We start from the raw sequence: 23256 nt of genomic DNA, 5'->3' as shown, positions 1-23256 counted from the left end.
GCAGCGAGGACGAGCGCGCCATCGACGCCGTCGTGCATGCGTTCTTTCAGGCCTTTGGACCGGAGCCATGCCCTTGCGCCAGCAGACACCGCCCGGCGGAGACCGGCGCGCCGCCGTCCCCGGCGCGCCCGGTCGGCTCGCCTGCCCGAGGTCCCCGTGATCCGGGCCGCTCGCCCCGAGGAGGCTGAGCTCCTCGGCGCGCTCGCCCTTCGTTCCAAGGGGCACTGGGGCTACACGCGCGAGTTCATGGAGGCGTGCCGCGCGGAGCTCTCGATCTCGCCGGCGTACGTGGCGCGGCATCCGACCTTCGTCCTGGTGCGCGGAGACGAGGCGCTCGGGTTCTACACGCTCGAGGCCCTGAGCCCGACCCGGGTGGAGCTCGGCCACCTCTTCGTCGAGCCGGAGGAGATCGGGCGCGGTCATGGCCGCGCGCTCCTTTCGCACGCGCGCGACGAAGCGCGGCGACGCGGGTACCGCGTCCTCGTGATCCAGGGCGATCCGAACGCCGCGCGGTTCTACGAGGCCTGCGGCGCGCGACGCGTGGGCGAGAAGGGCTCTGCCAGCATCCCTGGCCGGCTGCTCCCGCTCTTCGAGCTCGACCTGTCTCGTTGACGCGCCGCCGCTCGCGCTGGCCGAGCGTCCACGATATCGGCCCGTTTGTTTCGCCGCCGAGGGTGGCTCCGGTGTGGCCCAACGGGGCGCCCTCCGCCGCCGCGTCCAGGTCCGCCTGTGCCTTGCCGGGAAGAATGGAAATACAGAGGAGGAAAAGTAAAACAATCCCTCGCCCTGAGCGGGAGTGCTAGGGCAGGGTGTCCACGAGGGCGAGCGAGGACGCCCGGAAACCGGCCACCTGCGCGTCCACCTCGGCCTGCGACAAGAGCACGTCCTTCGCGAAGTAAACCCAGTCGACGTCCTCGGCGTACGTCCGCGAGCCGGTCTGTCCAGCGGCGAGCTCGTCGAACCATAGGTTGAAGTCGAGGTGCTGGTCCGTCTCGGGGACGTACGTGGCGTCGTGCGTGCAGAGCCGCGCGCCGTCGACGTAGTAATGGATACCGGACGCGTCGATCTGGAGGAGGAGCCTCTTCCAGCCCGACTGGTCCCCCGCGACCTGGTTCGACTGCGTATTCTCGAGCGTGGCCGTCTCCCACGAGGTCAGCCACAGCGTGCTGTTATCGCCCTGCCCCCACCCGCCGTTGGGCATGTACTCGAAATCCTGCTCCGAGTAGTTGGGATCGGCCTCGGGGTCGTTGATCCATGGGCTGATCGTGAAGAACGTCTCGACCAGCTTGTCGCCGAGGTGCCGGGTCCCGGTCAGGGGCGTGTTGCGGAATCTCACCCTGGCGGAGTAGGTCCCGAGGCGGAACCTGTCGTCGTTGGACTGGATCTCCGCGTGCGAGGTGCTCGCTCCCGATCCGCGCGAGGTCGCTTCGAGCCGCAGCAGCCTGTTCGAGGCGAGATCGGGATCTTCGATGAACGACACGTTGGACGAGAGCCATTGTGCGCCGGCGACCCCGGGCGCTCCGTCGGTCGTCCGTACCCACCACCGGCTCTTGAGACCGTCGTCGGCGATGCCGCTGTAGCTGAAGTCGTCGAAGAACTCGGCCGACACCGTGACGCCGCCGCCGCCCTCTCCGCCAGCGCCGCCGCCCTCGCCGCCAGCGCCGCCGCCCTCGCCGCCAGCGCCGCTGCCGCCCTCGCCGCCAGCGCCGCCGCCCTCTCCGCCAGCGCCGCCGCCCTCGCCGCTGCCGCCCTCGCCGCCCTTGCCGCTGCCGCCCTCACCGCCGCTCCCTCCGCCAGCGCCGCTGCCGCCATGGCCGGCAGGGACGTCGAGCTCGTTCGAGCAACCCACCAGCGCATGCACCGCAAGCAGCGCCGCCCCCGCGGCGTGGATGAAGCGCGCGCCGCGGGGCGCCCCGTTCGAAGCAGCGATCCCCTGGCCTTCGCGATCCGTTTTCATCGAGACTGTTCCTTTCGGGACGAGCGTCCCATCGCGGGCAGCTCCGAGGAGACCATGATGATGCTCCGCCCCCGGTTCGCGAGGTCGGCTCGAGGATCACGGCCTCCAAGGCGTAGCCCTACCCGACCACGAAGTACGGGAAGGCGTGCCGCATGGTCCAGAGCCTCGCGAGCCCGGGTCGAGCCCTCCGCAGGCTGTGGAGTGAAAGCGGCCCGTGACGACCACACGGAGGAGCGCACCTCCTGCATTTCCGCCGCTGCCACCCTTCAGCGAGGCAGCAGTAGAAGCGTTCGTGCTGGTCGGGAGCCTGAAGGACGCTGACAGCTTGAGCAGCGCCAAGAAGATGGAGGCCCTGCGCGCCACCCTGATTCAACCCGTTTTTCGCTCCAGTCGCGCGGCGAGCCCTGCGGCGAGGTGCTCGGTCAGCGCGCGGACCGTCGTCGATGAAAACCGTCCAGGTGGGCTCAGCGCAAAGACGGGAGCCGGCGGCGTCACGAAGTCCTCGAGCAGCGGGACGAGTCGGCCGCGCTTGATATCGTCGCGCACGAGCCAGTCGGCGAGCAGCGCCACCCCGAGGCCCTGTCGCGCCATGAGCGCCACTGCCTCGCTGTTGTTGGCGGCGAAGCGACCACGGACAGGGACCGGGACGCCTTTGCCAGGCTCCCTCCCAAAGCGCCAAACGGTCGACGCGTTCGCCTCGCCGTGAACGAGGCACTCGTGGGTCCGTAGGTCGCTCGGGGCGTTCGGGCGGCCGCGCGCTCTGAGGTACGACGGCGCGGCGACGAGCACGCGACCGCTGTCGGCGAGCTTCCGCCCGCGGGCGCTGGTGTCAGCGGGGACGCCGACGCGAATCGCCAGGTCGAACCCCTCGTCGACGAGGCTCACGTACCTGTCGGTCATCACGAGCTCTGCGCTCACCGCGGGGTGGCGTCTCAGGAAGTCGCCGACCGAAGGGACGATGAAGAGCCGACCCAAGACGACGGGGATGCTCACGCGGACACGGCCGCGCGGCTCCCGGTCGCTCTCGTTGAACTCGCCGCTCAGCTCGTCGAACGCCGCGAGCAGCTCCCGTGCGCGGGCCATCAGACGCTGACCGGCCTCCGTGACGCGAACCGATCGCGTCGTGCGCTCGACGAGGCTCGCGCCAAACTGCGCCTCGAGCTCGGCGACCCACTTGCTCGCGGTCGACTGCTTGATCTTGAGGTCCCGGGCGGCGGCCGAAAAGCTGCCTCGCTCGGCGAGTCGCGAGAACAACCGCAGCGCTTCAAGTCGATCCATCATGCCCCTTTCGGAATAAGTCCTAGCATGAATGCGACATTTCGTCCCCTCCTGGAATGAGTCATTCCTGCCCGACGATGATGGCGACCCACCAGGAGGCAATCCGTGACGACCACTGTTGACGAGCTCGACCCCACGCACACCTACGTCGACCTCAGCGTCCGGCACATGACGGTCACCGGCCTCGCGCGGAGCACGACGCTCGAGACCGGTGGCGTCGCCGTCGGCGACGAGGTGAAAATCACGACCTGCGGTTCCAGCGAGAGGGGCGAGCGGCGGAGGACCCTATGTGCAAGCGCATGAGGGTGGCGTTCCTCGGCCTCGGTGCGATGGGCGGGCGGATGGCCTCTTGCCTCGTGAACGACGACATCGAGCTGAAGGTCTGGAGCCGTTCGGGAGTACCGTCGTGGGCGCCGTCGCTGGGCGCGTTCGCCGCGCGAACGCCGGCCGATGCCTCCAGAGACGCCGATGCCGTCTTCGCGATGGTCACGGACGACGAAGCGTCGCGCTCCGTGTGGCTCGACGACGATGTCGGCGCTCTGCGCGGGATGCGCAGCGGAGCGGTCATCGTCGAGTGCAGCACGCTGAGTCCAGGTTGGGTGTCGACGCTCGCCGGGCGCGCGAAGGACGCTGGGCTCGAGTTCATCGACGCGCCCGTCGTCGGCTCTCGCCCACATGCCGAGAGGGGTCACCTGATCTTCCTCGTCGGCGGAGACGCCGCGGTGCTGGAGCCGCTCCGTCCGATCCTCGGTCGCATGGGCGGCGCGGTAAAGCACGTCGGCGCCTCGCCCGCGGGAGCGTACGCGAAGCTCATCGTGAACACCTTGTTCGGCGTCCAGGTCGCGGCGCTCGCCGAGATCCTCGGGTTCGCGGCGCGAGCGCGGCTCGATACGGCGGCGCTGATGCACGCGCTGGAGGGGCTCCCGGTCCTGAGCCCCGCCGCCAGCAGCGCCGCGACGGGGATGCTGGCTCGTCGATTCGAGCCGATGTTCCCGGTGTCGCTCGCCGCCAAGGACCTGCGATACGCGCTCGAGGCAGCGGAGCGCGCCGGCGGCGAGCTGCCGGTAAGCCGGGGCGCGAGCGAGGTGTTCGAACGCGGCCTCGCGGGCGGACTCCGCGACGAGAACCTGACGGCCGTCGCCAAGCTCTACGACGAGGAGTGAACCTCGCGCCGAGCTCTCCGTGTCCGACAAGGTCCATCGCTCCTCCTCACCTGCAGGTGGAGCCCCCGCGACAGCACGAGCTCCAGCATCATCGGCGCGTGGTCGAGAGGGCCGCCGCGTCGCGCGTGGTCACCGGGCGACTTCCTCGTCGGCGCCGACGGCGCGCTCCTCGATGTGCACTACGGAGCTCACGCCGCCGATCACTGGGAGCTCGAGCAGGTGATCGCCCTCGCGCGTTGAAGCGGCGGAGCCGCCCGATCAGCGCGCCGAGCGAGGGTGAGCTCACAGGAGCTCTTTGGGGAGCTCGCTCCCGCTCATCACCTGCCGCACCTCGATGGCCATGTTGAGCGGCTCGCCGCCGAGCCCGGGCGCGGCGGACGCCTGCGCGGCGAGCTCGTAGGCGCGCTCGGGGCTCCCGACGTCCACCACCCAGAAGCCGGCGAGGAACTCCTTGGCCTCGGGGAACACGCCGTCGGTGATGGGCCTGCCGTCCTCGCCGGCGCGCACGAGCCTGGCCTGGTCGGGCGCGGTCAGCGCTTCGATCCCCACGAGCTCGCCCGACTCGCGGAGCTTCTGGTTGAAGCTGTTCAGGAACGCGAGGTGCGCCTGCAGGTCCTTCGACGGCCAGCTCATCAACTTGTAGGGCTCTCGGGTCGGCACGTGCATCATCAGGAGGTATTTCATCGTCAGCTCCCTTTCAGCGTGCGCGCCCCGCATCGGGCGCGCGTTCACAGAGGAGTCGAAGCCCAGGCGGCGTTCTCGACATCGCGGAGGACGATACTCGAAGAATTTCTTGGCGACCGGCAGACAATGTGGGGGAGAGGAAGGCGTGCCCCCACATCGGAAACAGCCCTCCACGCCGAAGGCTCCGTACCGTGCTCATCGTGTCGCTCCACGGCCGCCGCGCTTCCGTCCTCGCAGGGCTCGCTATCCTCATGCTCCACGGGCGGGCCCATCTCACTCCACCTCGCATCGATGGGATACTGCCCGCCTGCGAAGGCATCCGGCTCGTCCGTGAGCGCCGGGCGGAGCGTCGCCCGTCAGCGCCAGTGGAAGTCCCACTCCTGGTTGGCTGCGTCCGGCCGGCACGCGTACACGCCGACCTGCGCGCCGGGATACGAAGCGCCGCCGAAGATATCGACGCACTGCCCGAGCGACTTGATAGGACCGTTCAGGTAGAAGTACTCGTTGTAGAGGCCTCGGCCGCAACCGTCCCACAAGATGATGGGGGAGCCCGGCACCGGCATGCCACCGGAAACGTTGAGGCAGCGATCGACGGCGAACGTCGCCTTGATCTCGCCGGCGAGGAAGCTCAACGTCTGGTACGATGCGGTGTTGATGCACGGCTTCAGCGTCGGCCGCGTGCCGAGGGGCGGGGTGCCGGGCGGCACGTCGACGCAGAGATCGGTGCCCGTCAACTGCAGCCTGCTCGCCGCCGTCGCCGTCCAGCGCTCGCGCGCCGACGGCACCTCGCCGCAGCGGCGCACCTCGAGCGTCGAGCCGGCCGTCGTGCCGGTGGCGACGACGCACATGTTGCCCATGGCCCGCAGGCGCATGCCTTCGAACGAGAACAGCTCGTTGGGCGCGCCATCGATCAGGCCCCACGAGATGAGCGGCGTTCCGGACGTCGGCGAGACCACGCCGCCGCCGACGTTCATGGCGAGCATCTCTCCGCCGATGGTCGCCCGGAGGTGGTGCCCGCCGGACGAGTGCGGCAGCTTCGACCATGTGTCGTTGGGGGCGTCCATGCACTGCCACGCGACGATGTCCTTGCCCCACTCGGTCGTGCCACCGTCGATGTTCAGACAGCGGTCTCCGAGCCCCACGATCGAGCCGCCGTGCTTGCGCCCATAGACGTTCTGTGCGCCGATGACGTCCCAGGGAGACAGCGTGCGATCCGTGTCGGCCAGGTTGCTGCAGTAGGTGGCCGCCATGATCGAGTCGGTGTCGGCCACCGGCGTCGCCTTGCTGGCCCCCGTGTGGGCAACGCCGCAGTAGCCGCTCGGCAGGCAGACCTTGCCGTCTCCGCTCGCACACTGGGCATTGGACGTGCATTTCATGCATTGCCCCGTCCAGTCGTCGCGGTCGAACTCGTGCGAAAACCCGAGCGCGTGCCCGAACTCGTGCATCGCGACGACCTCGACGCGGCCGTCGGTCGTGTCGAGCGTCATGTGCTGCGCGCCGCTGGGCCCCGGATAGCCCGTCCCGCTGTAGCTGCCGCCGCCCGCGGTGAGGTGGACGACGAGATAGCCGTTCGTGTTCGAGCCGCAGGGGCCCCAGTCTTCGAGCTTGATGTCTGCCGCGCGCTGCCACGAGTCGTCGACCGCGCCGCGGGCCCGAGCGAAGTACTCGAAGCGCCGCTGCCGCTCGCCGCTGGATACCAGATCGTCGATGCGATAACACACCGGCACCCAGCCGCCGGGCCAGGGGGTGCCGACCAGCTGGAGCGCGTCGAGGGTCGACGCGATCAGCTCCTCGTTCGCGGCCGCTTCGTCGCCCGGCTCGCTCGGTGCGCAGCCGGCCATGGCGGCGGAGACCGCGGCGATGGAGGCAGCTGAATGGCGTAGGACGAGCGATGAGAGTCTGCGTTTCATCGAATGTGTTCCTTCGTTCTGCTGGCGGCATGAAATGTCGAATTGAATCGCACGGACCAGCGAGCGCTCGGATGCGCTCCGCGCCGCGGGCGCCTCGCCGTCGTCGAGAGAGGCTTATGCGCGCCGCGAGCGCCTCGCCGTCGTCGAGAGAGGCTTATGCGCGCCGCCCGCCGCCGCTGACATCACGGGTCGTTTCGTTCATCGCTCGCTCCCCGGTGGCCGCGCCGCCGCAGGCCCGAGGCGCCCCGTCGGAAGGGGGGTATCCCCGGCGGGGTTGCGCTCGCAGGTTCCCTTACGGTCCCCAGATGCGCGGCTGCCGCAGGCCCCCGGCTCGCGGGTCGCAGCCAGCGCGCTCCGCTCCGCCGCCGCGTGGATTCGTACGCCGGGTCAGCGATCCCTGGCGGGACGGTTCAGCGGCGTAAGTAAGGCAGCCTTCCCTACATCCCGCTCCGCCCAGGCGGAGCGCTCACGCCGCCGCGCGGACCGGCGGCAGGCGGAACGCGGCCCCCTCGGAGCGGCTGCGCCGGCGGAACGCGCCCGGCGCCTCGCCCGTGTGCCGCTTGAACGCGCGGCTGAACGCGAACTCCGAGTCGTACCCGACCTCGGCCGCCACGGCGGCCAGCGAGCCGTCGCCCTCGGCGAGCAGCTCGGCCGCCCGCTGCATGCGGAGCTCGGCGAGGTAGCGGAGCGGCGGGACCCCCAGCTCGGCGAGGAACCGCCGCGCCAGCGCGGCGCGGGAGAGGCCCGCCGCCTTCGCGAGCGCCTCGACGCTCCAGCGCTCGGCCGGCTTCTCCTGCATGAGCCGCAGCACGCGCGCGACGCGACGGTCGAAGGCGCGCGCGCCGCGCCGGTCGAGCGCGCGCGACGCGCGCCCTTCGCGCGCATGCTCGTGGCAGTGCAGCGCATAGGCGAGCAGCGGCTCGAGGAGCGAGCGCGCCAGCTGGGCCTGCCCCGGGGAAGCCTCCGCGAGCGCGGCGCGCAGCAGGCCCACGACCGCAGAGAGCCCCGGCGCGCGCCGCACCTCGCCGGCAGGCAGGTGGACCAGGGGCGCGAGCGAGGCGAGCGCCCCGCCGGGCGCGGCGGCGTAGGTCGCCGAGATCAGCTCCGCCTCGGCGGGAGAGCGCCCGGGCGGCGGCGCGACGCAGCGGAGGCTCTGCTCGCGGGGCCCCGCGCCGCGCGGGCCGAACCCGAGGAGCACGACGTCGCCGGCGTCGAGCTCCAGCGCGCACACGCCGTCCTGCGAGAGGCGAAAGGCGCCCTGCACGACGACGTGGAGGCTCGGCGGATCACCCGCGCCCGCGCGCCAGGGCGCGCCGGGATGGCCGTGATGCCGGGAGACCACCACGCCGCGGGGAAGCAGCCGCTCCAACTCGTCCGCCATGCCCCATGGTTGCCCGCGCCGAGGCCGCTCGTCCAGCGCTCGCTCGCGGATCGAGACGCGCGAGCATGACTCCGCGCCTCGCGGTCATGGCGCGCGGGCGAGGGCCGCCGGAAGCTCGGGGCCATGACACGCCTCGATTCCACGCCGGATTCCACGCCGAACGAAGAGCCGCACCCGCGCGCGCTGTCCGAGAAGGTCCAGAGCAGCCTGCTGAGGAGCCGGACCGTCCTGATCTTCGGGGAGATCACCAGCGAGCTGGCGCAGGTGACCACCGCGCAGCTCCTCGCCCTCGCGAGCGATGACGGCGAAAAGCCGATCCGGATCCTGATCCACTCGCCGGGCGGGCACGTGGAGTCGGGGGACACGATCCACGACGTGATTCGCTTCATCCGGCCCGAGGTCAAGGTGATCGGCACCGGCTGGGTCGCCAGCGCGGGCGCGCTGATCTTCGTCGCCGCGCGGCGGGAGAACCGGTTCGCGCTCCCGAACACGCGCTTCCTCCTGCACCAGCCGCTCGGCGGCGTGCGCGGCCCCGCGTCGGACATCGAGATCGAGGCGGCCCAGATCATGGCCGCGCGCGAGCGGCTCAACCGCATCTTCGCGGAGGCGACGGGGCAGACGGCCGCGAAGATCGCGCGAGAGACCGAGCGCAACCTGTGGATGACGGCGCCCGAGGCCCAGGAGTACGGCCTCGTGCATCGCATCGTCGAGAGCGCGCTGGAGGTCTGAGCGGGCCGACGTGCTGGTCGCGGAGGATGGGTATGCTGCGCCGCGCGCCGTGAGGGCGCGCGGCGCGGTCAGGGGAGGTATCCCTCAGAGGCTGCCGGGACCGGGGAAGTCCACGCCCCACCAGTAATGGTCGCGGAACTCGTTCCAGAGCGCCGCGCGCGTCTGCCCGGTCTCCGTGACGAAGACGCTCTCGTCGTACGGGAGCGCGTCGTAGGGCGCGAGGCTCCTGTTGAAGGCCGGGATGAACCCGGGCTTCTTGAACTGCTCGATCCAGAGGAGGAACGTCGCCATCTCGCCGTCGTTCTGCACGAAGTTCCCGGCGGTCCGGACGGTGAGGTCGTGATGCCCGGCGCGCAGGCGCAGCGAGTCTGCGAGGCCCTCGATGATGTATCCGTTGCCGGTCCCCACGTCGTCGAGCTGATAAACGTGCGCGAGCTCGTGGTAGAGCGTGCCGATGATGACGCGCCGCACGTCGTCGCCGCTGTTGTACACATCATTGATCCAGAACGCGCTGAACGACACCGTGGCCACATCGCCGCTGTACTCCGCCCAGGCGTACCCCGACTGGTCGACCACCCTGACGTTCAGGGTGTTCCTCCGCTTCCAGAAGGCGCCGGGCTGTGTATAGAGCCCCTCGACCACCTCGCGCGAGATCTCGCGCACGTCCCGCACGAGGGTGCTGCCGATCGCGTCGTTGAAGCGCTGTCCGCCCGTGGTCGTGGACTGGTTCTGATACTGGACCGTCTGCGGGAGGACGGCGCGGTACGGATCGTCGGTCCGGAGGAGCTCGATCTCGCTGAGTTGCAGGACGGAGGTGTCGCTGGTGAAGTTGAACCGGTACTTCTTGTACGCCGTGGCGTTGTTGATGAAATAATGGTTTCGCTGGAACCTGTTCGTGAAGCTCTGGCCCGCGCGGGTGTCGAGCGTTGTCCAGGTCACGCCGTCGTTGGAGCCCTGGAGCGTCCAGGACCTCGGGTCGCGCGCGGGGGAGTCGTTCGCAGAGGAGATGGCGTACCCGTCGATCGTGAACGCGTTGGGCAGCTCGTAGCGGATCCAGCCGGTGCTGCTGAACGTGAGCCACTTGCTGATGGGGCGGCCGTCGAAGGCCCTCGCCGCGGTCTCCTGCGGGCCGTTCTCCCCGCTCGCGGTGATCACGGGCGGCGTCGGCAGGACCGGCGTGCCCGGCGACCCGAAGAGCGCGAACTCGGAGAGCTGGATCTGGGCCCAGCCCCCGAGGTTCTGCTGGATCTCGAGGCGGAACTTCCTGTACGCCTGCGCGCCGGCGACCGTGTACGATTTCGTCTGGAAACGCGCCGAGAAGCTCTCGTTCGAGCGCGTGTCGAGCACCGTCCACGTCATGCCGTCGTTCGAGCCGAGGAGCTGCCAGGCGCGCGGATCGCGCTCCGGGAAATCGTTCGCCGAGGAGATGCTGTACGAGCCGAGCACGTACGCCTCATTGTTCGGCGAGTCGTACTGGAGGAAGCCCTGGCCCGCGAAGATGAGCCATTTCGTCCCGACATCCTCGTCGAAGGCGTTGTCGAGCCGCTCGCCCGCGGGAGAGTCGTAGGTGCTTGCATAGAAGGTGCCGCCCTCGAGCCGCGCATCCACGAGCGCCTGCTCGGCGGCCTCGATATCGCCGTCGCCGAGCTCCTCGCCGAGGGCGCACGCCGAGAGCGCCGCCATGGCTACCAGGGCCGCGGTGTGTTGAAGAATCTTCGTCATCGCGTTTGCCTTCCTTTCCTGTTCGGATCGCTCGGGGCCAGGACGAGCGACGTCGTCGCACGCCACGCCAAGAGCGCCGGGCTGCCTCAGGTCAGCCAGACACGCCCCGCGGGCCGCGCCGCCTCGACGAGGCTCGCAGATCCCTGGGATTGTCCCGTGGATGCATGCCCACCGGGCGCGACGAGCTTCAGCCGTCCCGTGTTCTCCCGGAGACGCCTCTCGAGCTAACGAGATGATCGCCGCGCTGCGCGAAGCGCGCTGTCCAACCTGGCAGGGCGGCAATATGGCACCTCTTGTCGGGGGCGCAAGGCGACACCGGCGCGAGGCCCGTTGAGCCACACGATCTCGGCGCGAACGCGCGCCGATCCCCACGTCTCATACAGCTCTTGACAAACCAGCTTCACACTTCTTAATGCGAGCACCAGATAAAGAGAGTAGAAGTCCCCCGCCGTTCGGCAATACTCGGCGCCCTCATGACGCCGCTTCCTGGAATGGAGTACCGCGCTCGACGAGATGTACGGAATCCGGGATCGGGGGAGGGCTGGACTCCGGCGCTCGCGGCGAGGCGTCGTGGAGGAGCAGCTCGCAGGGGCGAGACCCCTCCCGCCATGGCGGAGAGCCCTGGCGGGAGCGTCCGGCTCACCAGCCCGTGGTACTCGTGGATCGCTGCATATCCCCCGCTGTGGCCGCCGGCGCCTTGGCGACGCTCGATCTCGAGGGCGTGCCCGTATGGATTCACGTGGACCGGCCACCGGCTCAGCCCTTGTCTTACTCGTCGTGGCGGCGAGACAAGGCGCCCGTCTCGTTGCGTCCCCTGGGGGCGCGGTCGAGCCCCTGCGCGGGAGCCTCAGGGCCGCTCGGACGCGGCCCTCACCGAGGCCAGGCTCAGGCGGCGAACGGCGGGGCCCAGCGGAACCCCTTGACGGTGATCCTATCCATTCGAGGCCTCGGCCGGCGCGGCGCCGTTCTCGCCGGTGATGGCGTCGATCTTCTGGAGAACCTTCGGCCATCCCCCACTCATGTTGCGGAACGCATAGTCGTTCTTCGGGGTCTGGAAGCCGGAGTGCACGAGGCGCAGCCGGGTGCCGCCGCTGACCTTGGTGAGCGTCCAGGTAACGACCGTCTCCAGACGCGAGCCATAGTCGGCGTTGGCGACGTGTCCGCCCTTCCAGGTGTAGACCAGGCGCTCGTTCGGCGTGACCTCCAGCACTTCGCACTGGATGACGCCATCCCACTCGCCGGCCGGCGTGGTCTGGTAGGTGAAGCGGGCGCCCTTGGTCGGCTCGAAGCCGATCGGCGTCATCAGCCAGCGGCCCATCAATGCGGGCGTGGTCAGCGTCTTCCACACCTTTTCGGGCGTGTGGGGAAACACCTCGTCAACGACTATCTCTCGGCTGTCGGCCACGATGGCGGCACTGTTCATGGATCAATCTCCTTCAGGAGGGTTCTGAGGTCGGCGAACCGCTCGCGCCAAAAGACGCCGTAGTGGCTCATCCAGTCGACCAGCGGCGCCAGCCCCTCCGGCTGGGCGCGGTAGTAGACCTTGCGCCCCTCCGGGCGCTCGGCGACCAGGCCGGCCTGCTTCAGGGACTTCAGGTGCTGGGAAATGGCGCCCTGGGTCACGCCGCTGCCCCGCGTCAGCTCCACCACGGTGATCTCGTCGGAGCTGACGATCCGCTCGAACACGGCCCGCCGAGTGGGATCGGCAAGCGCGCGCATGACGGCGTCGAGCGCGGCGGCTTCGGCCATGCCCCATACATTAGTCACGACTCATCAATTAGCAAGCGCTAATTGATCGTGTCACACCCCAGGGCGCGGCCTGAGCCGGCACCTCTGCGCCTCGGCCCCGGCGCGGTGCCTCCGTCGCCGCGTCCTCAGGCAGCGCAGCGCAGCAGGATCTTCCCCTGAACAACGCGCGCCCGCAGCGCATCGAGCGCGTCGGCGGCGCGCTCGAGCGGCCATGTCGCGTGAACGACCGGCTCGAGCGCTCCGCCCTCGACGAGCGAGAGCACCTCTTCCATCGTGCGCGAGAACCGCTCCGGCGCCTCATCGACCACCGTGAACAGGTCGCTCATGGCGAGCGATACGCTGCGTCCGAAGCCGTCCGCGAGCGCGGCGCCGAGCTCGACGCCTGGCGGCCCTTCGAGGAAGCCAAAGGACACGAGGCGGCCGAAGGGAGCGAGCAAGCCGAGATCGCGCGCGAGCGTCGCGCCGCCGGTCGCGTTGAGCGCCGCGTCGACGCCGCGCCCATCGGTCAGCGCGCGCACCCGCGCCGCGACGTCCTCGCGGCCGTGGACGATCGCAGCGGCGGCGCCGTTGCGCGTCGCATGATCCACCTTGGAGGCGTCGCCGACGAGCGCCACCGCGCGCACGCCGAGGTGCCGCGCGAGCTGCAGCGCGGCGGTCCCAACGCCGCCGGCCCCGCCGTGCACGAGCACCGTCTCGCCGGAGGCGATCCGGGCGCGCTCGCGCAGGAGCACCCACGCCGTCGCGTAGTTGACGATCGACGCGGCGGCGCGGTCGAGCGGCACACCGTCGGGCACGATCGCGGCGCGGCGCGCCTCGACGTCGGCGAGCTCAGCGAACGCGCCGGTGTGCGGCGTGCCCATCGCGACGACGCGCGCGCCCACCGCCGGCCCGCGCGCGCCCTCGCCAAGCGCCTCGACCGTGCCCGCGAGCTCGAGGCCGAGCCCCACGGGCCTCGGCGTGAGCGGGAGCTTCCCGTCGGCGAGGAGCAGATCGATGTGGTTCACCCCGGCGAACGCGACGCGCACGCGCACGTGCCCGCGTGGAACGGGGCCGAGCTCCCGCTCGCCGATCACAGCGCCGCCCGCGCCCGGGCCCGGCCCCAACAATGCAGCTCTCATCCGTGCTGTCCCTCCGCGTTGAACAGGCCCGAGCGTGCGGGCGCGCGGTCCGCCGGTCCAATGGATGCACCGGATGCTATGCATTCACGCCGTGAATCTCTCTGCGCTCGACCTCAATCTTCTCGTCGTCCTGGAGGCGCTGCTCGAGGAGCGCAGCGTGACCGCCGCCGGCAAGCGCGTGGGCCTGAGCCAGCCCGCGACGAGCAACGCCCTCGGCCGGCTCCGCGCGCTGCTCGGCGATCGCCTGCTCGTCCGGCGCGGCCGCGCGCTCTTCCTGACGCCCCGCGGGGAGCAGCTCCGGCGCGACGTGCGCCCGGCCCTGGACCGCCTGCGGGCGGCGCTCGCCCGCCGCCCGGCGTTCGACCCCGCGGCGCTCTGCGACGAGCTGCGGGTGGGCATGAACGACTACGCCGCGTACGTGCTGCTGCCGCGGCTCGTCCGGCGGCTCCGGGCGCGCGCGCCGAGGGCCAGGCTCGCGGTGCTGGCGTTCGAGACGCGCGACGCCGCCCGGGCGCTCGACGCGGGCGAGGTCCACGTCGGCCTCGCGGTGGAGGGGCCCGGGCTGACCGGGCTCGAGTCCCGGCCGCTCCTGCGCGACGACTTCGCCCTCGTCTGCCAGCCGCCCGCGCCGCGCACGCTGCGCTCGTTCCTCGCGCGGCCGCACCTGCTCGTCTCACCGCACGGCGGGCGCGTCGGGGTGGTCGATCGCGCGCTCGCCGCCCAGCAGCTCGAGCGCGACGTCCACGTCACGCTGCCGCACTTCCTGATGGCGCCGCACCTGCTCTCGGGCACCGATCTCATCGGCGTCCTGGCTGGCGAGGTCGCGCGGGACATCGCCCCCGCGCTGAAGCTCGTCGTCGCGCCGCCGCCGCTCGCTCTCCCGGGCTTCACGCTCTCGGCCGTCTGGCACCCCAGGCTCACGGACGATCCGGCGCACGCTTGGCTGCGCGAGCAGCTCGCGGAGGCCGCGGCCGAGCAGCAGGCGTCGCGGCCGGCCTCCGCGCCCGCCCGGCGGTCGCGCGACGCCTGACGCGGCCCTCCACGCATCGACGATGAGGCAGCCTTCACTCCACGGCCCGCGGGTACATCGTCTCGGCGCGCCCGGGCGGCCCGCGTCGGCGCGGTGACGCCGGGCAGCGCGACGTCGCCTACAGAGGGGCGAACGTGCACGCACCGCCGGCGCAGACGGGCCTGGATGCGAGGCACGCAGGCGTGCCGTAGGGGCAGCCCATCCTCCGATGCTCGCGACATACGGTCGCGTCGAGGTGGACGATGAGGCGCCTCATCTGCTGGACGCCCGCCCGGTTGACCACCTCACCACAGGTGCCGCCGCAGTCGGTGCTCGTATCGACCATGACGCAATCGTTGTCGGTACCGCATGCCCGGTAAGCGGCCCGGACACGCTCCACCTGGCCGGAGGCGCGGGCATGCAGCTGTTGACAGGCCCTCCAGTCCACCTCTCTCTCGTCCTCCGTGCGTTCCATCGTGTCGGTGAAGCCCGCGATCGCGAGCCCGAATGAAGCCATGGCAAAGAGCGCAGAGATCCCCAGACGAGTCCGGTTCGTTTTCATGCTGCCTCCATCGCGCGCGTGCTCGCAGTCGCCGGCGACGCGGGCGCATCGCGCGGCTACTCGCCTGTCATGAGGCTCCACCCGCGGGAACGGAAGGCGCTCGATGGCGCGTGCCCCGGCACAATCCGGGCGGCCAGGAAGTCCAAGCGCTTTTGTGGATGTCAGGAAACTTCGGTCTTTCCGGGTTCAACTGGATCGATGTCGCCGGTGAACTCGAGCGGCCCGGGTGGCTACCTTCTCGGCTCATACCGCATCGCCACCGCCCCCGAGGCAAACTCCAGCCGGCTCACGAGCTTCAAGTCGACATGCTTCGATAGCCCCGCGAGCAACGTCGGCCCATGGCCCGCCAGCCTGGGATGCACCACGAACTCGTACTCATCGATCAATCCCAGCTCCGCGAGCGCCAGCGGGAGCTTCATGCCTCCCACGAACAGTCCCTTACCCGATTCCCGCTTGAGCTGCTGAACGGCCGTCCCCAGATCCCCGCGCACGAGCTCCGCGTTCCAGTCGACCCGATCCAGGGTGCTCGATACGACGTACTTCTTCGACGCGTTGATCGTCCGGGCGAAGGGTTCCGTCCAATCAGGCCTCGCCGCCTCCGGCGGCGGCCGCCGCCACGCTGCCTCCATCAGTTCGTATATCACCCGGCCAAAGAGGACGGCATCGGCCTGGGCGAGGTTCTCGACCGCGTGACGATGCAAGTCTTCGTCAGCGGGTATTGCACGATGATCGCAGCACCAGCAGGTACGCGATCTGCTCCGAGTACCAGGCGTCGATCTGCTGGAGCTCCTGGCGTCGATCCCGCCCGTCGTGGGACATGGTGTGGTGATCGCTGGTGTGTCCGAGCCACGAGTGCAGGATATGGCTGAAGGCGTAGCTGAGCTGGAGGCTCATGACGCGCGTGATGTCGCAGGAGAACGCGGCCACCGCGATGTCCATCATGCTCCTGATCTCGGTCGGATAGTCCGAGCCGCGGCCGCTGGTCTCCACCGGCGCCTCCGGGACCGTGCAGCTCAGCGCCGGGTCGGCAGGCTCCGCCGACTGGTTCAGCCTGCGCTCCATGGCCAGCAGCCCCTCGAGGTGCGCGTCGAGCTTGTGGTAGTCCTCCTTGCCCACCCGCCTGCGGATCCTGGTGAGATCGTTCTTGAGCAGGTCGACGATCGCCTTGCGCTCCGTCCGCTCCTGCTCCGCCCCCTGATCGACCGCGGGCGCCTCGCCGCTCGACGTCACCCCGGCGAACAGCCGATTAATATCAGGAAATGGTAAAAATACAGGAACAGACCACTAGAGTTCCCGAGGCTCGCCAGACCACAAAGTTGCACTCCTGTGGTTCTTCCAGGATGCGCCATCGAAAAAAAGCGAGTGGACGCCTCAGAGTGGTGACCGAAAGCCATCACCTCATCCCACATACCCGTCGAGCTCTGGAAACGGTGATCTCGGACGTTCCGTAGCGGCGGCTCAGCGGCCGCTCGATTGCGGGGTGATCCGCGACCAGCTCACGCACGCCACGTCCGGCAGCGCCGGCGTCGGCGTTCGGCTTACTTTCGACTGGCTTGAAAGGCGAACACTACAATGAGAGACATTGCGTATGGGACGATGGCCCTGGTCGTGGCGGGAGCCCTGAGTGCGTGCAGCGGGTCCGAGTCGGGCGATGACGGTTCCGGTGGCGCTCCGAATGCAAGCGGCGCGTCGGGGCAGACTTCCAGCGGCGCGGCGGGGCAGACTTCCAGCGGCGCTTCGGGGCAGACTTCCAGCGGCGCTTCGGGGCAGACTTCCAGCGGCGCTTCGGGGCAGACTTCCAGCGGCGCTTCGGGCGGTGGAGCCTCCGGCACGGGCGGCACCGACAATCCAGGCGAGTCGATCTGCGGAGTGACGCCGGCCGCCGCGGCTGGCCACGTCACGCTGGAGAACCTGTGCCGCGGCGTGGTGGCCGTGCGCTCGGGCGAAGGCAACTTCATCAGCTGGCGGTTGATGGGCTACGAGGATCCCGAGATCGGGTTCAACGTCTACCGCGACGGCGCCAAGGTGAACGACACGCCCATCACCGACTCGACCAACTACTTCGACCCGGGGGCCCCCGGAGACGCCAAGTACACCGTCCGCGCCGTGATCGATGGCGCCGAGCAGGGCGACTCGGCCAACACGCGCGACGGGGACGCGGGCACACCCACGTGGGAGCGAAACTACCTGACCATCCCGCTCAAGACGCCCGACAACTACGAAGCCGGTGACGCCTCTCCCGGCGATCTCGACGGCGACGGCGATTACGAGCTGGTGGTCAAAGAGCAGAACAGCCCGCGCGATCCGTCGCAAGACGGCCGCACCGGCCAGCCCAAGCTCGCGGCCTACGACACCGACGGCACCTTCTTGTGGCGCATCGACCTGGGCATCAACATCCGCGAGAGCGAGCACACGACGCCCTTCGTCGTGTACGATCTGGACGGCGATGGCCGCGCTGAGATCGCCGTCAAGACCGCGCCCGGCACACGCGATGGGAAGGGAGCGTTCCTGCACACCGGTCCCGCCGCCGACGATGACGACTCGCGAGACTACCGCAACAGCGCGGGCAAGATCTTGAGCGGGCCGGAATATCTCACGATCTTCAGCGGCGTCGACGGCTCGGAGCTCGCGACCATCGCGTACCACGCCCCCATCACGAGCGGCAGCTTCGGCGACAACAACGGCAACCGCTCGGATCGCTACAACGCCACGCTGGCGTTCCTCGATGACTCGGGCCAACCGAGCGTCGTCATGCAGCGGGGCTACTACGCCCGAACGACGTTCGGAGCGTACAACTACCGCGACCGCAAGCTGAGCCTCGCGTGGAGCTTCGATTCGTCCGCGGACGGCAACGGCGCCTACGCCGGCAAGGGTGCTCACAGCATGATGGTGGCGGATACGGACGGCGACTTGAGGCAGGAGATCATCCCGGGTGCCGCGACGATCGGTCCCGACGGCAGGGGCAAGTGCGCCGTCAACCGCATCGGACATGGCGATGCGCTTCACATCGCCGACCTGGTCCCCTCACGCCCCGGGCTCGAGGTGTTTCAGCCGACCGAAGCTAGCGGCCAGCCCGCGTACTACGTTCGGGACGCGGAGACCTGCGAGGTCCTGTGGCGCGGCCCCAACAGCGACGGCGAGGGACCGGGCCGCGGCGCCGCCGACGACATCTCTCCCGACAACCCCGGAGGTGAGGCCTGGACCAACACCGCCGGCCTGTTCAACGCGGCCGACGGTCGCAACATCGGATCCCGTCCCCGGCAGGTGAATTTCTTGATCTGGTGGGACGGCGACGAGAGCCGCGAGCTGCTCGACGGCAACACCGTCACGAACTTCGACGGCGAAGGCCGGGGCTTCACCGCGAGCGGCTGCACCGCGATCAACGGCAGCAAATCGGTGCCGACGCTCAGCGCGGATCTGTTCGGCGACTGGCGCGAGGAGGTCGTGTTCCTGTGTGGCAACAGCCTGCGCATCTACACCACCGATCAGATCACCGAACGCCGCATCTACACGCTGATGCACGATCCGCAGTACCGCGCGAACGTGTCGGCGCAAAACGCGACCTACAACCAGCCGCCGCACACCAGCTTCCACATCGGCGACGGCATGAGGGAGCCCCCCAGACCCGACATCACGGTGCGGTGATGCCCGAGCGCCGTCGTGCGGCCGGAGCGCTGCCGTCGGCGGCTTCGCTCCGCCGCATCGACGGGGTGAGCAAAAAAAGAATAAATTCGTGCCGTAACGCGTGAGAGCATCAGCGCCGGGCAAGCTATGGTGCCTGCGCGGGTTGAGCCGCCGGAAACCACAGCCGGAAGGTCGAGCCCTGGCCCGGCGGGCTCTCCACGGCGATGCTGCCGCCGTGCGCCGCCATCAGCCCCTTGACGATGTAGAGGCCCAGGCCGAGCCCCGTGTTCTTCTCGCGCGCCCGCGGGGCCTGAAAGAAGCGATCGAACAGCCTGCCCAGATCCGCCGCCGCGATACCCGGGCCGCGATCCTCGACCGTCAGCGCCGCGCCTCCCGACTCCGGACGGAGGGTCACGCGGATCGGCGAGCCGGCACCGGAGTACTTGGCGGCGTTGTCGAGCAGGTTCGTGAGGATCTGCGACAGCCGGGCCGGATCGACGAACACCTCCGGCACACGCCCCTCCACGTGGAGGGTCACCGGGTGCTGCCCGAGGGTCGGCTCGATTTCGGTGAGCAGCGCGCGCGTCGCCTCCTCCAGCGACACGGACTGGCGCTCGAGCGAGAGCCGCCCGAGCTCGATGCGAGAGACGTCGAGCAGGTCCTGGCTCATGCGCGAGATCCGGCTGCCTATCCGGCGCAAGCATTGGAGTTGCTGAACCGACACGACGACCGAACCGTCCTCGCGTTTCGCGAGCAGCGCGTCCAGGAGCAGCGTCATGGCGGCGACGGGATTGCGGAGATCGTGAGCGATGACGGCTGCGAACTCGCTTCGCAGGCGGTCCATCTCGCGATGGACCTCCTGCGTGCGCTCGACTTGCTGGGCGTAGGCGATGGCCAGCGCCGACTGCGCGGCGAAGAGCCGGACCATCCGCTCGTCCTCCTCCGCGAACTCGGCGCCGCCGTCCTTGTCGCACAGATAGAAATTTCCGAACACCTTCTGCCCGATGAGCAGCGGGACGCCGAGGAAGGACGTCATCGCGGGGTGATGCGCGGGGAAGCCGACCGACCGCGGATCGGCGTGGATTTTCGCCACCCGGCTGGGCCGCGGGTCGTGGATGAGCGCGCCCAGGAGCCCGCGGCCCTCGGGTAAGCGGCCGATGTCGCCGGCGACCTTCTCGGCGACGCCCACATAGATGAAGTCGGAGAGCCCGGTGCCCTCGGCGTCGAGCACCCCCAGAGCGCCGTAACGGGCGCGGGTCAGCTCGCAGGCCTGCTCCACCAGGCGACGCAGCAGCGCGCGCAGGGGCATGGCGGCCTCGATGTCCATGGCCACGTCGCGGAGCAATCGCAGCCGGCGGGCCTCGCGGCGCTCGGCGTCGCGCAGCCGCGCTTGCCGCAGCCCGAGCGCACAGGCGCCCGCCACGCCCCGGAGCAAGCGGCGCTCGATCCTGCTGAGTTTCCCCGGCTTGCGCCGCGCGAGCCCCAGCACCCCGACACGCTCGCCCACCGCGCTCAGGGGGAACGCAAACACCGCGTGGAGCCCGAGCTCGAGCAGGCGCAGGGTGCCGCGGAAGGCGCCCTCTGGCAGATCCTCGATGCGCGCGACCTCCTGGATGTCGCCGGTCTCGACGGCCAGCGCCATGACGCTGGCAGCCAGGTTCAGGTTGCAATCTTGTGCGAATGCCTCGGGAAGGCCGACCGAGGCGACCAGCCTGAGGCGTTCGCTTCCCTCGGTGGCGACGAGAAATACGGCGTCGGCGCGAACGGCGGCGGCCACCTCGTCGAGCAGCCCATGGGCCAGGGCCGAGGGCTCGTCCGCGCTGGGCAGCGCGGTGCCGACGCTGGCCACGAGATCGGCGAGCCGGATCGCGAAGGGCTGATCTGCGACGTTTTCGAACACGAGCAGCGCCTCGCCGGCCGACGCGCGGCAGCGCACGAGCAACAGCAGGCTGCGGCCGGTCGGTCGATCGTACCAGACCTCCTCGTCGCTGAAGGACTCGCCGTGAAGCGCGCGCCGCCACGGCAACTCTCTCTCGGCGAGGACCGCCTGGCTCCCGAGCCGTGATATCTCGAAGCGCTCCGACAGGCGTTCCGGGGTCGGTGACTCCATCTCCAGGAGCTCGCTCAAGGACGCGCTCGCCTGGACTCCACCCGTGCTGGTCAGCCTCATCGCTGGCCAGGGGAGCAACGACTCCACGATCATGCGGAAGCTCTTGGTGCGCCCGCGGGCGACCGTCGAGGTCACGCCGGCTGGGAGCGCTGGGCGCATCGAGATCGATGAGGTGAGGTCGAGCGGCGGCTCCGCCAGGTCGCGCTCGGCAGGAGCTCCGACCCGCGGACCTACGGTGCCTTGGCGCAGCGGAAGCCGATGCTCCAGCCGCGCGCCGTGGAAGCGCTCGGACGGCGGTGCGCGGAGCGCACATACTGGCTCTCGACCGTATCCCACCCGCCGCCGCGGAGCACACGGCGGGAGTCGTCGCAATCGTCCCTGTCGTAAGGGCAATAATGGCTCTCGGTCCACTCCCAGACGTTGCCGGCCAGGTCCAGGGCGCCGGCGGGCGATTTCCCGGCCGGCGATCGCCCGACGGGGGCGGTCGCCGGGGCCGCGTCGCCGTCGTTGTACATGCGAGGCCACGGCCCCTTCCCCACCTTCTCCAGCCGCTCCGTCAGCATCCGGCTGCACTCGGGCCCGCAGGCGTTGAGGCGCTCGCCCGAGGGAGGCGCGTGGCCCCAGGGGTAGGTCCGAGCGTCCTTGCCGCGCGCCGCGAGCTCCCACTCCGCCTCGGTGGGCAACCGCTTGCCGGAGGCGGCGCAATACGCTTTCGCCTGGTACCAATCGACGCAGTTGATGGGGTGGTCCAGCGCCTCGGGGCCGTTGCAGAACTGGCTCCAGAAGGAGCGGCCGCTGGGCGTCAGCCCCTCCGACTCGACGGTCTTCTGCGGGCGATCGCAGGCCTTGCAGTCCGAGTAGGCCTTCACCGTCACCTCGGTGACGTCGAGGCAAAACCGACCCACGGTCACGCCATGTCGCGGCGTCTCGTCGCTGGGCGTCTCCGCGTCCGCGTCGGAGCCCATCTGGAACTCGGTGCCTTCGACGAGCACCATGCCGGCCGGGCAGCCGCCCGATCCGGCCGACGGCTCGCGCAGGAAGAGGTACACCCCCGCGCCCGCGGCGCACGCGGCGGCGGCGAGCGGCGCGGCGCGGCGGAGGCGCCTTTCGCGCGCGCGCGAGCCGCCCCCGCGGCCCCGCGCCGCGGGCCGCTCCGCGGCGCGCTGGTGGAGCACGGTGTGGCCGGCCGCGGTGTCAGGGACAGGGGCTGCCGTCACAGGGTCGCCCGCGAGCGCGCTCGAGCTCGCGAGCGCGCCTGAGGTGACAGGCTCTCTCGCGAGCTCGTCGGCGCCTTGGGGCGCGCCCAGAAGAGCGACCGGCGCGGCCACGGTCGTGGCGAACGCGGCCGGGTGATGGCGGCCCGCGGGGGCGTCGACATCCGCCGTCCGGACCTCCAGGCTCAGAAACGCATCGACCATCTCGCGCGCCGACTGGAATCGGCAGGTCGGATCGACGGAGAGCGCCTTGGAGAACCAGTCGTCGATCGACGCCGGCAGGCCCGGCCTCTGCTCGCTTGCGGGGCGGAACCTCCCCCTCAGGACCGCCGCGCCGACGGCCACGAACGAGCTGCCCTGGAACGGCTGCGCGCCGGTCAACGCCTCGTAGAGGATGACGCCGAGCGACCAGAGATCGGAGCGGAGATCGACGTCCTTGCTCCCCTCGAGCTGCTCGGGGCTCATGTACGGGGCCGATCCGATCACCATCCCGGTCTCGGTGAGCGCGGGGTTCGCCGCCGGCACCGCCGCGTCGCCCGCCACCTTCGCGACGCCGAAGTCGAGCACCTTGACGAAGAGCGGGTATCCCTGGCCCCCCTCCGTGATGAAGACGTTGTGTGGCTTGATATCGCGGTGCACGATGCCGAGCTCGTGGGCGCTCTCGAGCGCGCTCCCCACCTGCCGCGCGAGCGACCTCGCTGTGGCGAAGCTGAGGCGGCCTCCGCGCTCGAGGAGCTCGGCCAGCGAGAAGCCGCGCAGGAGCTCCATCACGAGGTACGGCACGGCGCCGTCGACGACGCCGTAGTCCATGACCTGCACCACGTGCGGGTGCGCGATCCGCGCCGTGGCCCTCGCCTCGCGCTGGAAGCGCGCGACGAGGGCAGGACGCTCCGCCGCCCGCTCGGGGCGGATGAACTTCACCGCGACGTCGGTGTCGAGGGCGAGGTGCCGCGCGGCCCAGACGACGCCCATCCCGCCCTGCCCGAGAGGCCTCAGCAGGTGCAGCTTGTCCGCGATGACGGCGTCGGGTCGGAGCTCCACGATGT

General features: G+C 70.2%; 20 protein-coding genes. 6 read left to right on the top strand and 14 right to left on the bottom strand.

Annotation, left to right across the window (positions count from 1 at the left end; all coding sequences use genetic code 11):
- The first annotated feature begins 156 nt into the window (after nt 1-156).
- The gene (locus tag WMF12_RS11705) at nt 157-612 is read left to right on the top strand and encodes a GNAT family N-acetyltransferase (protein ID WP_437870781.1); all 456 of its coding nucleotides are present in this window, start codon (nt 157-159) and stop codon (nt 610-612) included.
- A 187-nt stretch (nt 613-799) separates the two neighbouring features.
- Here WMF12_RS11705 and WMF12_RS11700 read toward each other — a convergent pair whose 3' ends face one another.
- Complete coding sequence (locus WMF12_RS11700) at nt 800-1957, bottom strand: glycoside hydrolase family 16 protein (protein ID WP_437870780.1); 1158 nt, start codon at nt 1955-1957, stop codon at nt 800-802.
- Between the two features lie 369 nt (nt 1958-2326).
- On the bottom strand, nt 2327-3235 hold the full coding sequence (locus WMF12_RS11695; RefSeq protein WP_437870779.1) for a LysR family transcriptional regulator: 909 nt from the start codon (nt 3233-3235) through the stop codon (nt 2327-2329).
- Between the two features lie 105 nt (nt 3236-3340).
- On the opposite strand from WMF12_RS11695, the gene WMF12_RS11690 reads away from it, so the two are divergent.
- Nucleotides 3341-3538, top strand: coding sequence for a hypothetical protein (locus tag WMF12_RS11690; RefSeq protein WP_437870778.1), 198 nt, complete (start codon nt 3341-3343; stop codon nt 3536-3538).
- Nucleotides 3535-4398, top strand: coding sequence for an NAD(P)-dependent oxidoreductase (locus WMF12_RS11685; protein ID WP_437870777.1), 864 nt, complete (start codon nt 3535-3537; stop codon nt 4396-4398). The genes WMF12_RS11690 and WMF12_RS11685 overlap by 4 nt, the downstream gene beginning before the upstream one ends.
- 282 nt (nt 4399-4680) lie before the next feature.
- On the opposite strand, the gene WMF12_RS11680 is transcribed toward WMF12_RS11685, so the two are convergent.
- The 3 genes from WMF12_RS11680 to WMF12_RS11670 form a co-directional block, all read right to left on the bottom strand.
- Nucleotides 4681-5082: a YciI family protein gene (locus tag WMF12_RS11680; RefSeq protein WP_437870776.1), complete on the bottom strand. Its 402-nt coding sequence runs from the start codon at nt 5080-5082 to the stop codon at nt 4681-4683.
- Between the two features lie 356 nt (nt 5083-5438).
- A complete protein-coding gene (locus WMF12_RS11675; RefSeq protein ID WP_437870775.1) occupies nt 5439-6992 on the bottom strand; it encodes a M12 family metallopeptidase in 1554 nt (517 codons plus the stop codon).
- 466 nt (nt 6993-7458) lie between these two features.
- On the bottom strand, nt 7459-8373 hold the full coding sequence (locus tag WMF12_RS11670) for a helix-turn-helix domain-containing protein (protein WP_437870774.1): 915 nt from the start codon (nt 8371-8373) through the stop codon (nt 7459-7461).
- A 123-nt stretch (nt 8374-8496) separates the two neighbouring features.
- On the opposite strand from WMF12_RS11670, the gene WMF12_RS11665 reads away from it, so the two are divergent.
- The gene (locus WMF12_RS11665; protein ID WP_437870773.1) at nt 8497-9102 is read left to right on the top strand and encodes an ATP-dependent Clp protease proteolytic subunit; all 606 of its coding nucleotides are present in this window, start codon (nt 8497-8499) and stop codon (nt 9100-9102) included.
- A gap of 84 nt (nt 9103-9186) precedes the next feature.
- Here WMF12_RS11665 and WMF12_RS11660 read toward each other — a convergent pair whose 3' ends face one another.
- The 4 genes from WMF12_RS11660 to WMF12_RS11645 form a co-directional block, all read right to left on the bottom strand.
- A complete protein-coding gene (locus tag WMF12_RS11660) occupies nt 9187-10824 on the bottom strand; it encodes a basic secretory protein-like protein (protein ID WP_437870772.1) in 1638 nt (545 codons plus the stop codon).
- 931 nt (nt 10825-11755) lie between these two features.
- The gene (locus WMF12_RS11655; RefSeq protein WP_437870771.1) at nt 11756-12247 is read right to left on the bottom strand and encodes an SRPBCC family protein; all 492 of its coding nucleotides are present in this window, start codon (nt 12245-12247) and stop codon (nt 11756-11758) included.
- A complete protein-coding gene (locus WMF12_RS11650; protein ID WP_437870770.1) occupies nt 12244-12573 on the bottom strand; it encodes an ArsR/SmtB family transcription factor in 330 nt (109 codons plus the stop codon). Before WMF12_RS11650 ends, WMF12_RS11655 begins: the two co-directional genes overlap by 4 nt.
- A 125-nt stretch (nt 12574-12698) precedes the next feature.
- Nucleotides 12699-13691 (bottom strand): quinone oxidoreductase family protein, encoded by a 993-nt coding sequence (locus WMF12_RS11645; protein WP_437870769.1) that lies wholly within the window; start codon nt 13689-13691, stop codon nt 12699-12701.
- Between the two features lie 91 nt (nt 13692-13782).
- Here WMF12_RS11645 and WMF12_RS11640 point away from each other — a divergent pair, with 91 nt between their 5' ends.
- Nucleotides 13783-14721: a LysR family transcriptional regulator gene (locus WMF12_RS11640; protein ID WP_437870768.1), complete on the top strand. Its 939-nt coding sequence runs from the start codon at nt 13783-13785 to the stop codon at nt 14719-14721.
- A 118-nt stretch (nt 14722-14839) separates the two neighbouring features.
- Here WMF12_RS11640 and WMF12_RS11635 read toward each other — a convergent pair whose 3' ends face one another.
- The 3 genes from WMF12_RS11635 to WMF12_RS11625 form a co-directional block, all read right to left on the bottom strand.
- Entirely contained in the window at nt 14840-15217 is a 378-nt protein-coding gene (locus WMF12_RS11635; protein ID WP_437870767.1) for a hypothetical protein, read from the bottom strand.
- A 275-nt stretch (nt 15218-15492) separates the two neighbouring features.
- Nucleotides 15493-15963, bottom strand: a complete 471-nt coding sequence (locus WMF12_RS11630) for a dihydrofolate reductase family protein (protein WP_437870766.1) — start codon at nt 15961-15963, stop codon at nt 15493-15495.
- Between the two features lie 7 nt (nt 15964-15970).
- Complete coding sequence (locus tag WMF12_RS11625; protein WP_437870765.1) at nt 15971-16492, bottom strand: DUF1552 domain-containing protein; 522 nt, start codon at nt 16490-16492, stop codon at nt 15971-15973.
- A 366-nt stretch (nt 16493-16858) separates the two neighbouring features.
- Between WMF12_RS11625 and WMF12_RS11620 the strand changes: the two genes are divergently transcribed.
- Nucleotides 16859-18907: a rhamnogalacturonan lyase gene (locus WMF12_RS11620; protein WP_437870764.1), complete on the top strand. Its 2049-nt coding sequence runs from the start codon at nt 16859-16861 to the stop codon at nt 18905-18907.
- A gap of 124 nt (nt 18908-19031) precedes the next feature.
- On the opposite strand, the gene WMF12_RS11615 is transcribed toward WMF12_RS11620, so the two are convergent.
- A complete protein-coding gene (locus WMF12_RS11615; protein WP_437870763.1) occupies nt 19032-21014 on the bottom strand; it encodes a sensor histidine kinase in 1983 nt (660 codons plus the stop codon).
- Between the two features lie 212 nt (nt 21015-21226).
- Complete coding sequence (locus WMF12_RS11610) at nt 21227-23251, bottom strand: bifunctional serine/threonine-protein kinase/formylglycine-generating enzyme family protein (protein ID WP_437870762.1); 2025 nt, start codon at nt 23249-23251, stop codon at nt 21227-21229.
- Nucleotides 23252-23256 lie beyond the last annotated feature (5 nt).

The sequence above is a fragment of the Sorangium sp. So ce363 genome, from assembly GCF_051520435.1.
Taxonomy (GTDB): domain Bacteria; phylum Myxococcota_A; class Polyangia; order Polyangiales; family Polyangiaceae; genus Sorangium; species Sorangium cellulosum_B.
Note: the sequence above shows the minus strand (reverse complement) of the source record. Positions and strands in the feature narration are given on the sequence as shown.

What these genes read in the sequence shown, in the direction of transcription:
- WMF12_RS11700 (WP_437870780.1), bottom strand. Translation starts at nt 1,957, where the DNA reads ATGAAAACGGATCGCGAAGGCCAGGGGATCGCTGCTTCGAACGGGGCG.
- WMF12_RS11695 (WP_437870779.1), bottom strand. Translation starts at nt 3,235, where the DNA reads ATGGATCGACTTGAAGCGCTGCGGTTGTTCTCGCGACTCGCCGAGCGA.
- WMF12_RS11685 (WP_437870777.1), top strand. Translation starts at nt 3,535, where the DNA reads ATGAGGGTGGCGTTCCTCGGCCTCGGTGCGATGGGCGGGCGGATGGCC.
- WMF12_RS11680 (WP_437870776.1), bottom strand. Translation starts at nt 5,082, where the DNA reads ATGAAATACCTCCTGATGATGCACGTGCCGACCCGAGAGCCCTACAAG.
- WMF12_RS11675 (WP_437870775.1), bottom strand. Translation starts at nt 6,992, where the DNA reads ATGAAACGCAGACTCTCATCGCTCGTCCTACGCCATTCAGCTGCCTCC.
- WMF12_RS11670 (WP_437870774.1), bottom strand. Translation starts at nt 8,373, where the DNA reads ATGGCGGACGAGTTGGAGCGGCTGCTTCCCCGCGGCGTGGTGGTCTCC.
- WMF12_RS11665 (WP_437870773.1), top strand. Translation starts at nt 8,497, where the DNA reads ATGACACGCCTCGATTCCACGCCGGATTCCACGCCGAACGAAGAGCCG.
- WMF12_RS11660 (WP_437870772.1), bottom strand. Translation starts at nt 10,824, where the DNA reads ATGACGAAGATTCTTCAACACACCGCGGCCCTGGTAGCCATGGCGGCG.
- WMF12_RS11655 (WP_437870771.1), bottom strand. Translation starts at nt 12,247, where the DNA reads ATGAACAGTGCCGCCATCGTGGCCGACAGCCGAGAGATAGTCGTTGAC.
- WMF12_RS11650 (WP_437870770.1), bottom strand. Translation starts at nt 12,573, where the DNA reads ATGGCCGAAGCCGCCGCGCTCGACGCCGTCATGCGCGCGCTTGCCGAT.
- WMF12_RS11645 (WP_437870769.1), bottom strand. Translation starts at nt 13,691, where the DNA reads ATGAGAGCTGCATTGTTGGGGCCGGGCCCGGGCGCGGGCGGCGCTGTG.
- WMF12_RS11635 (WP_437870767.1), bottom strand. Translation starts at nt 15,217, where the DNA reads ATGGCTTCATTCGGGCTCGCGATCGCGGGCTTCACCGACACGATGGAA.
- WMF12_RS11620 (WP_437870764.1), top strand. Translation starts at nt 16,859, where the DNA reads ATGGCCCTGGTCGTGGCGGGAGCCCTGAGTGCGTGCAGCGGGTCCGAG.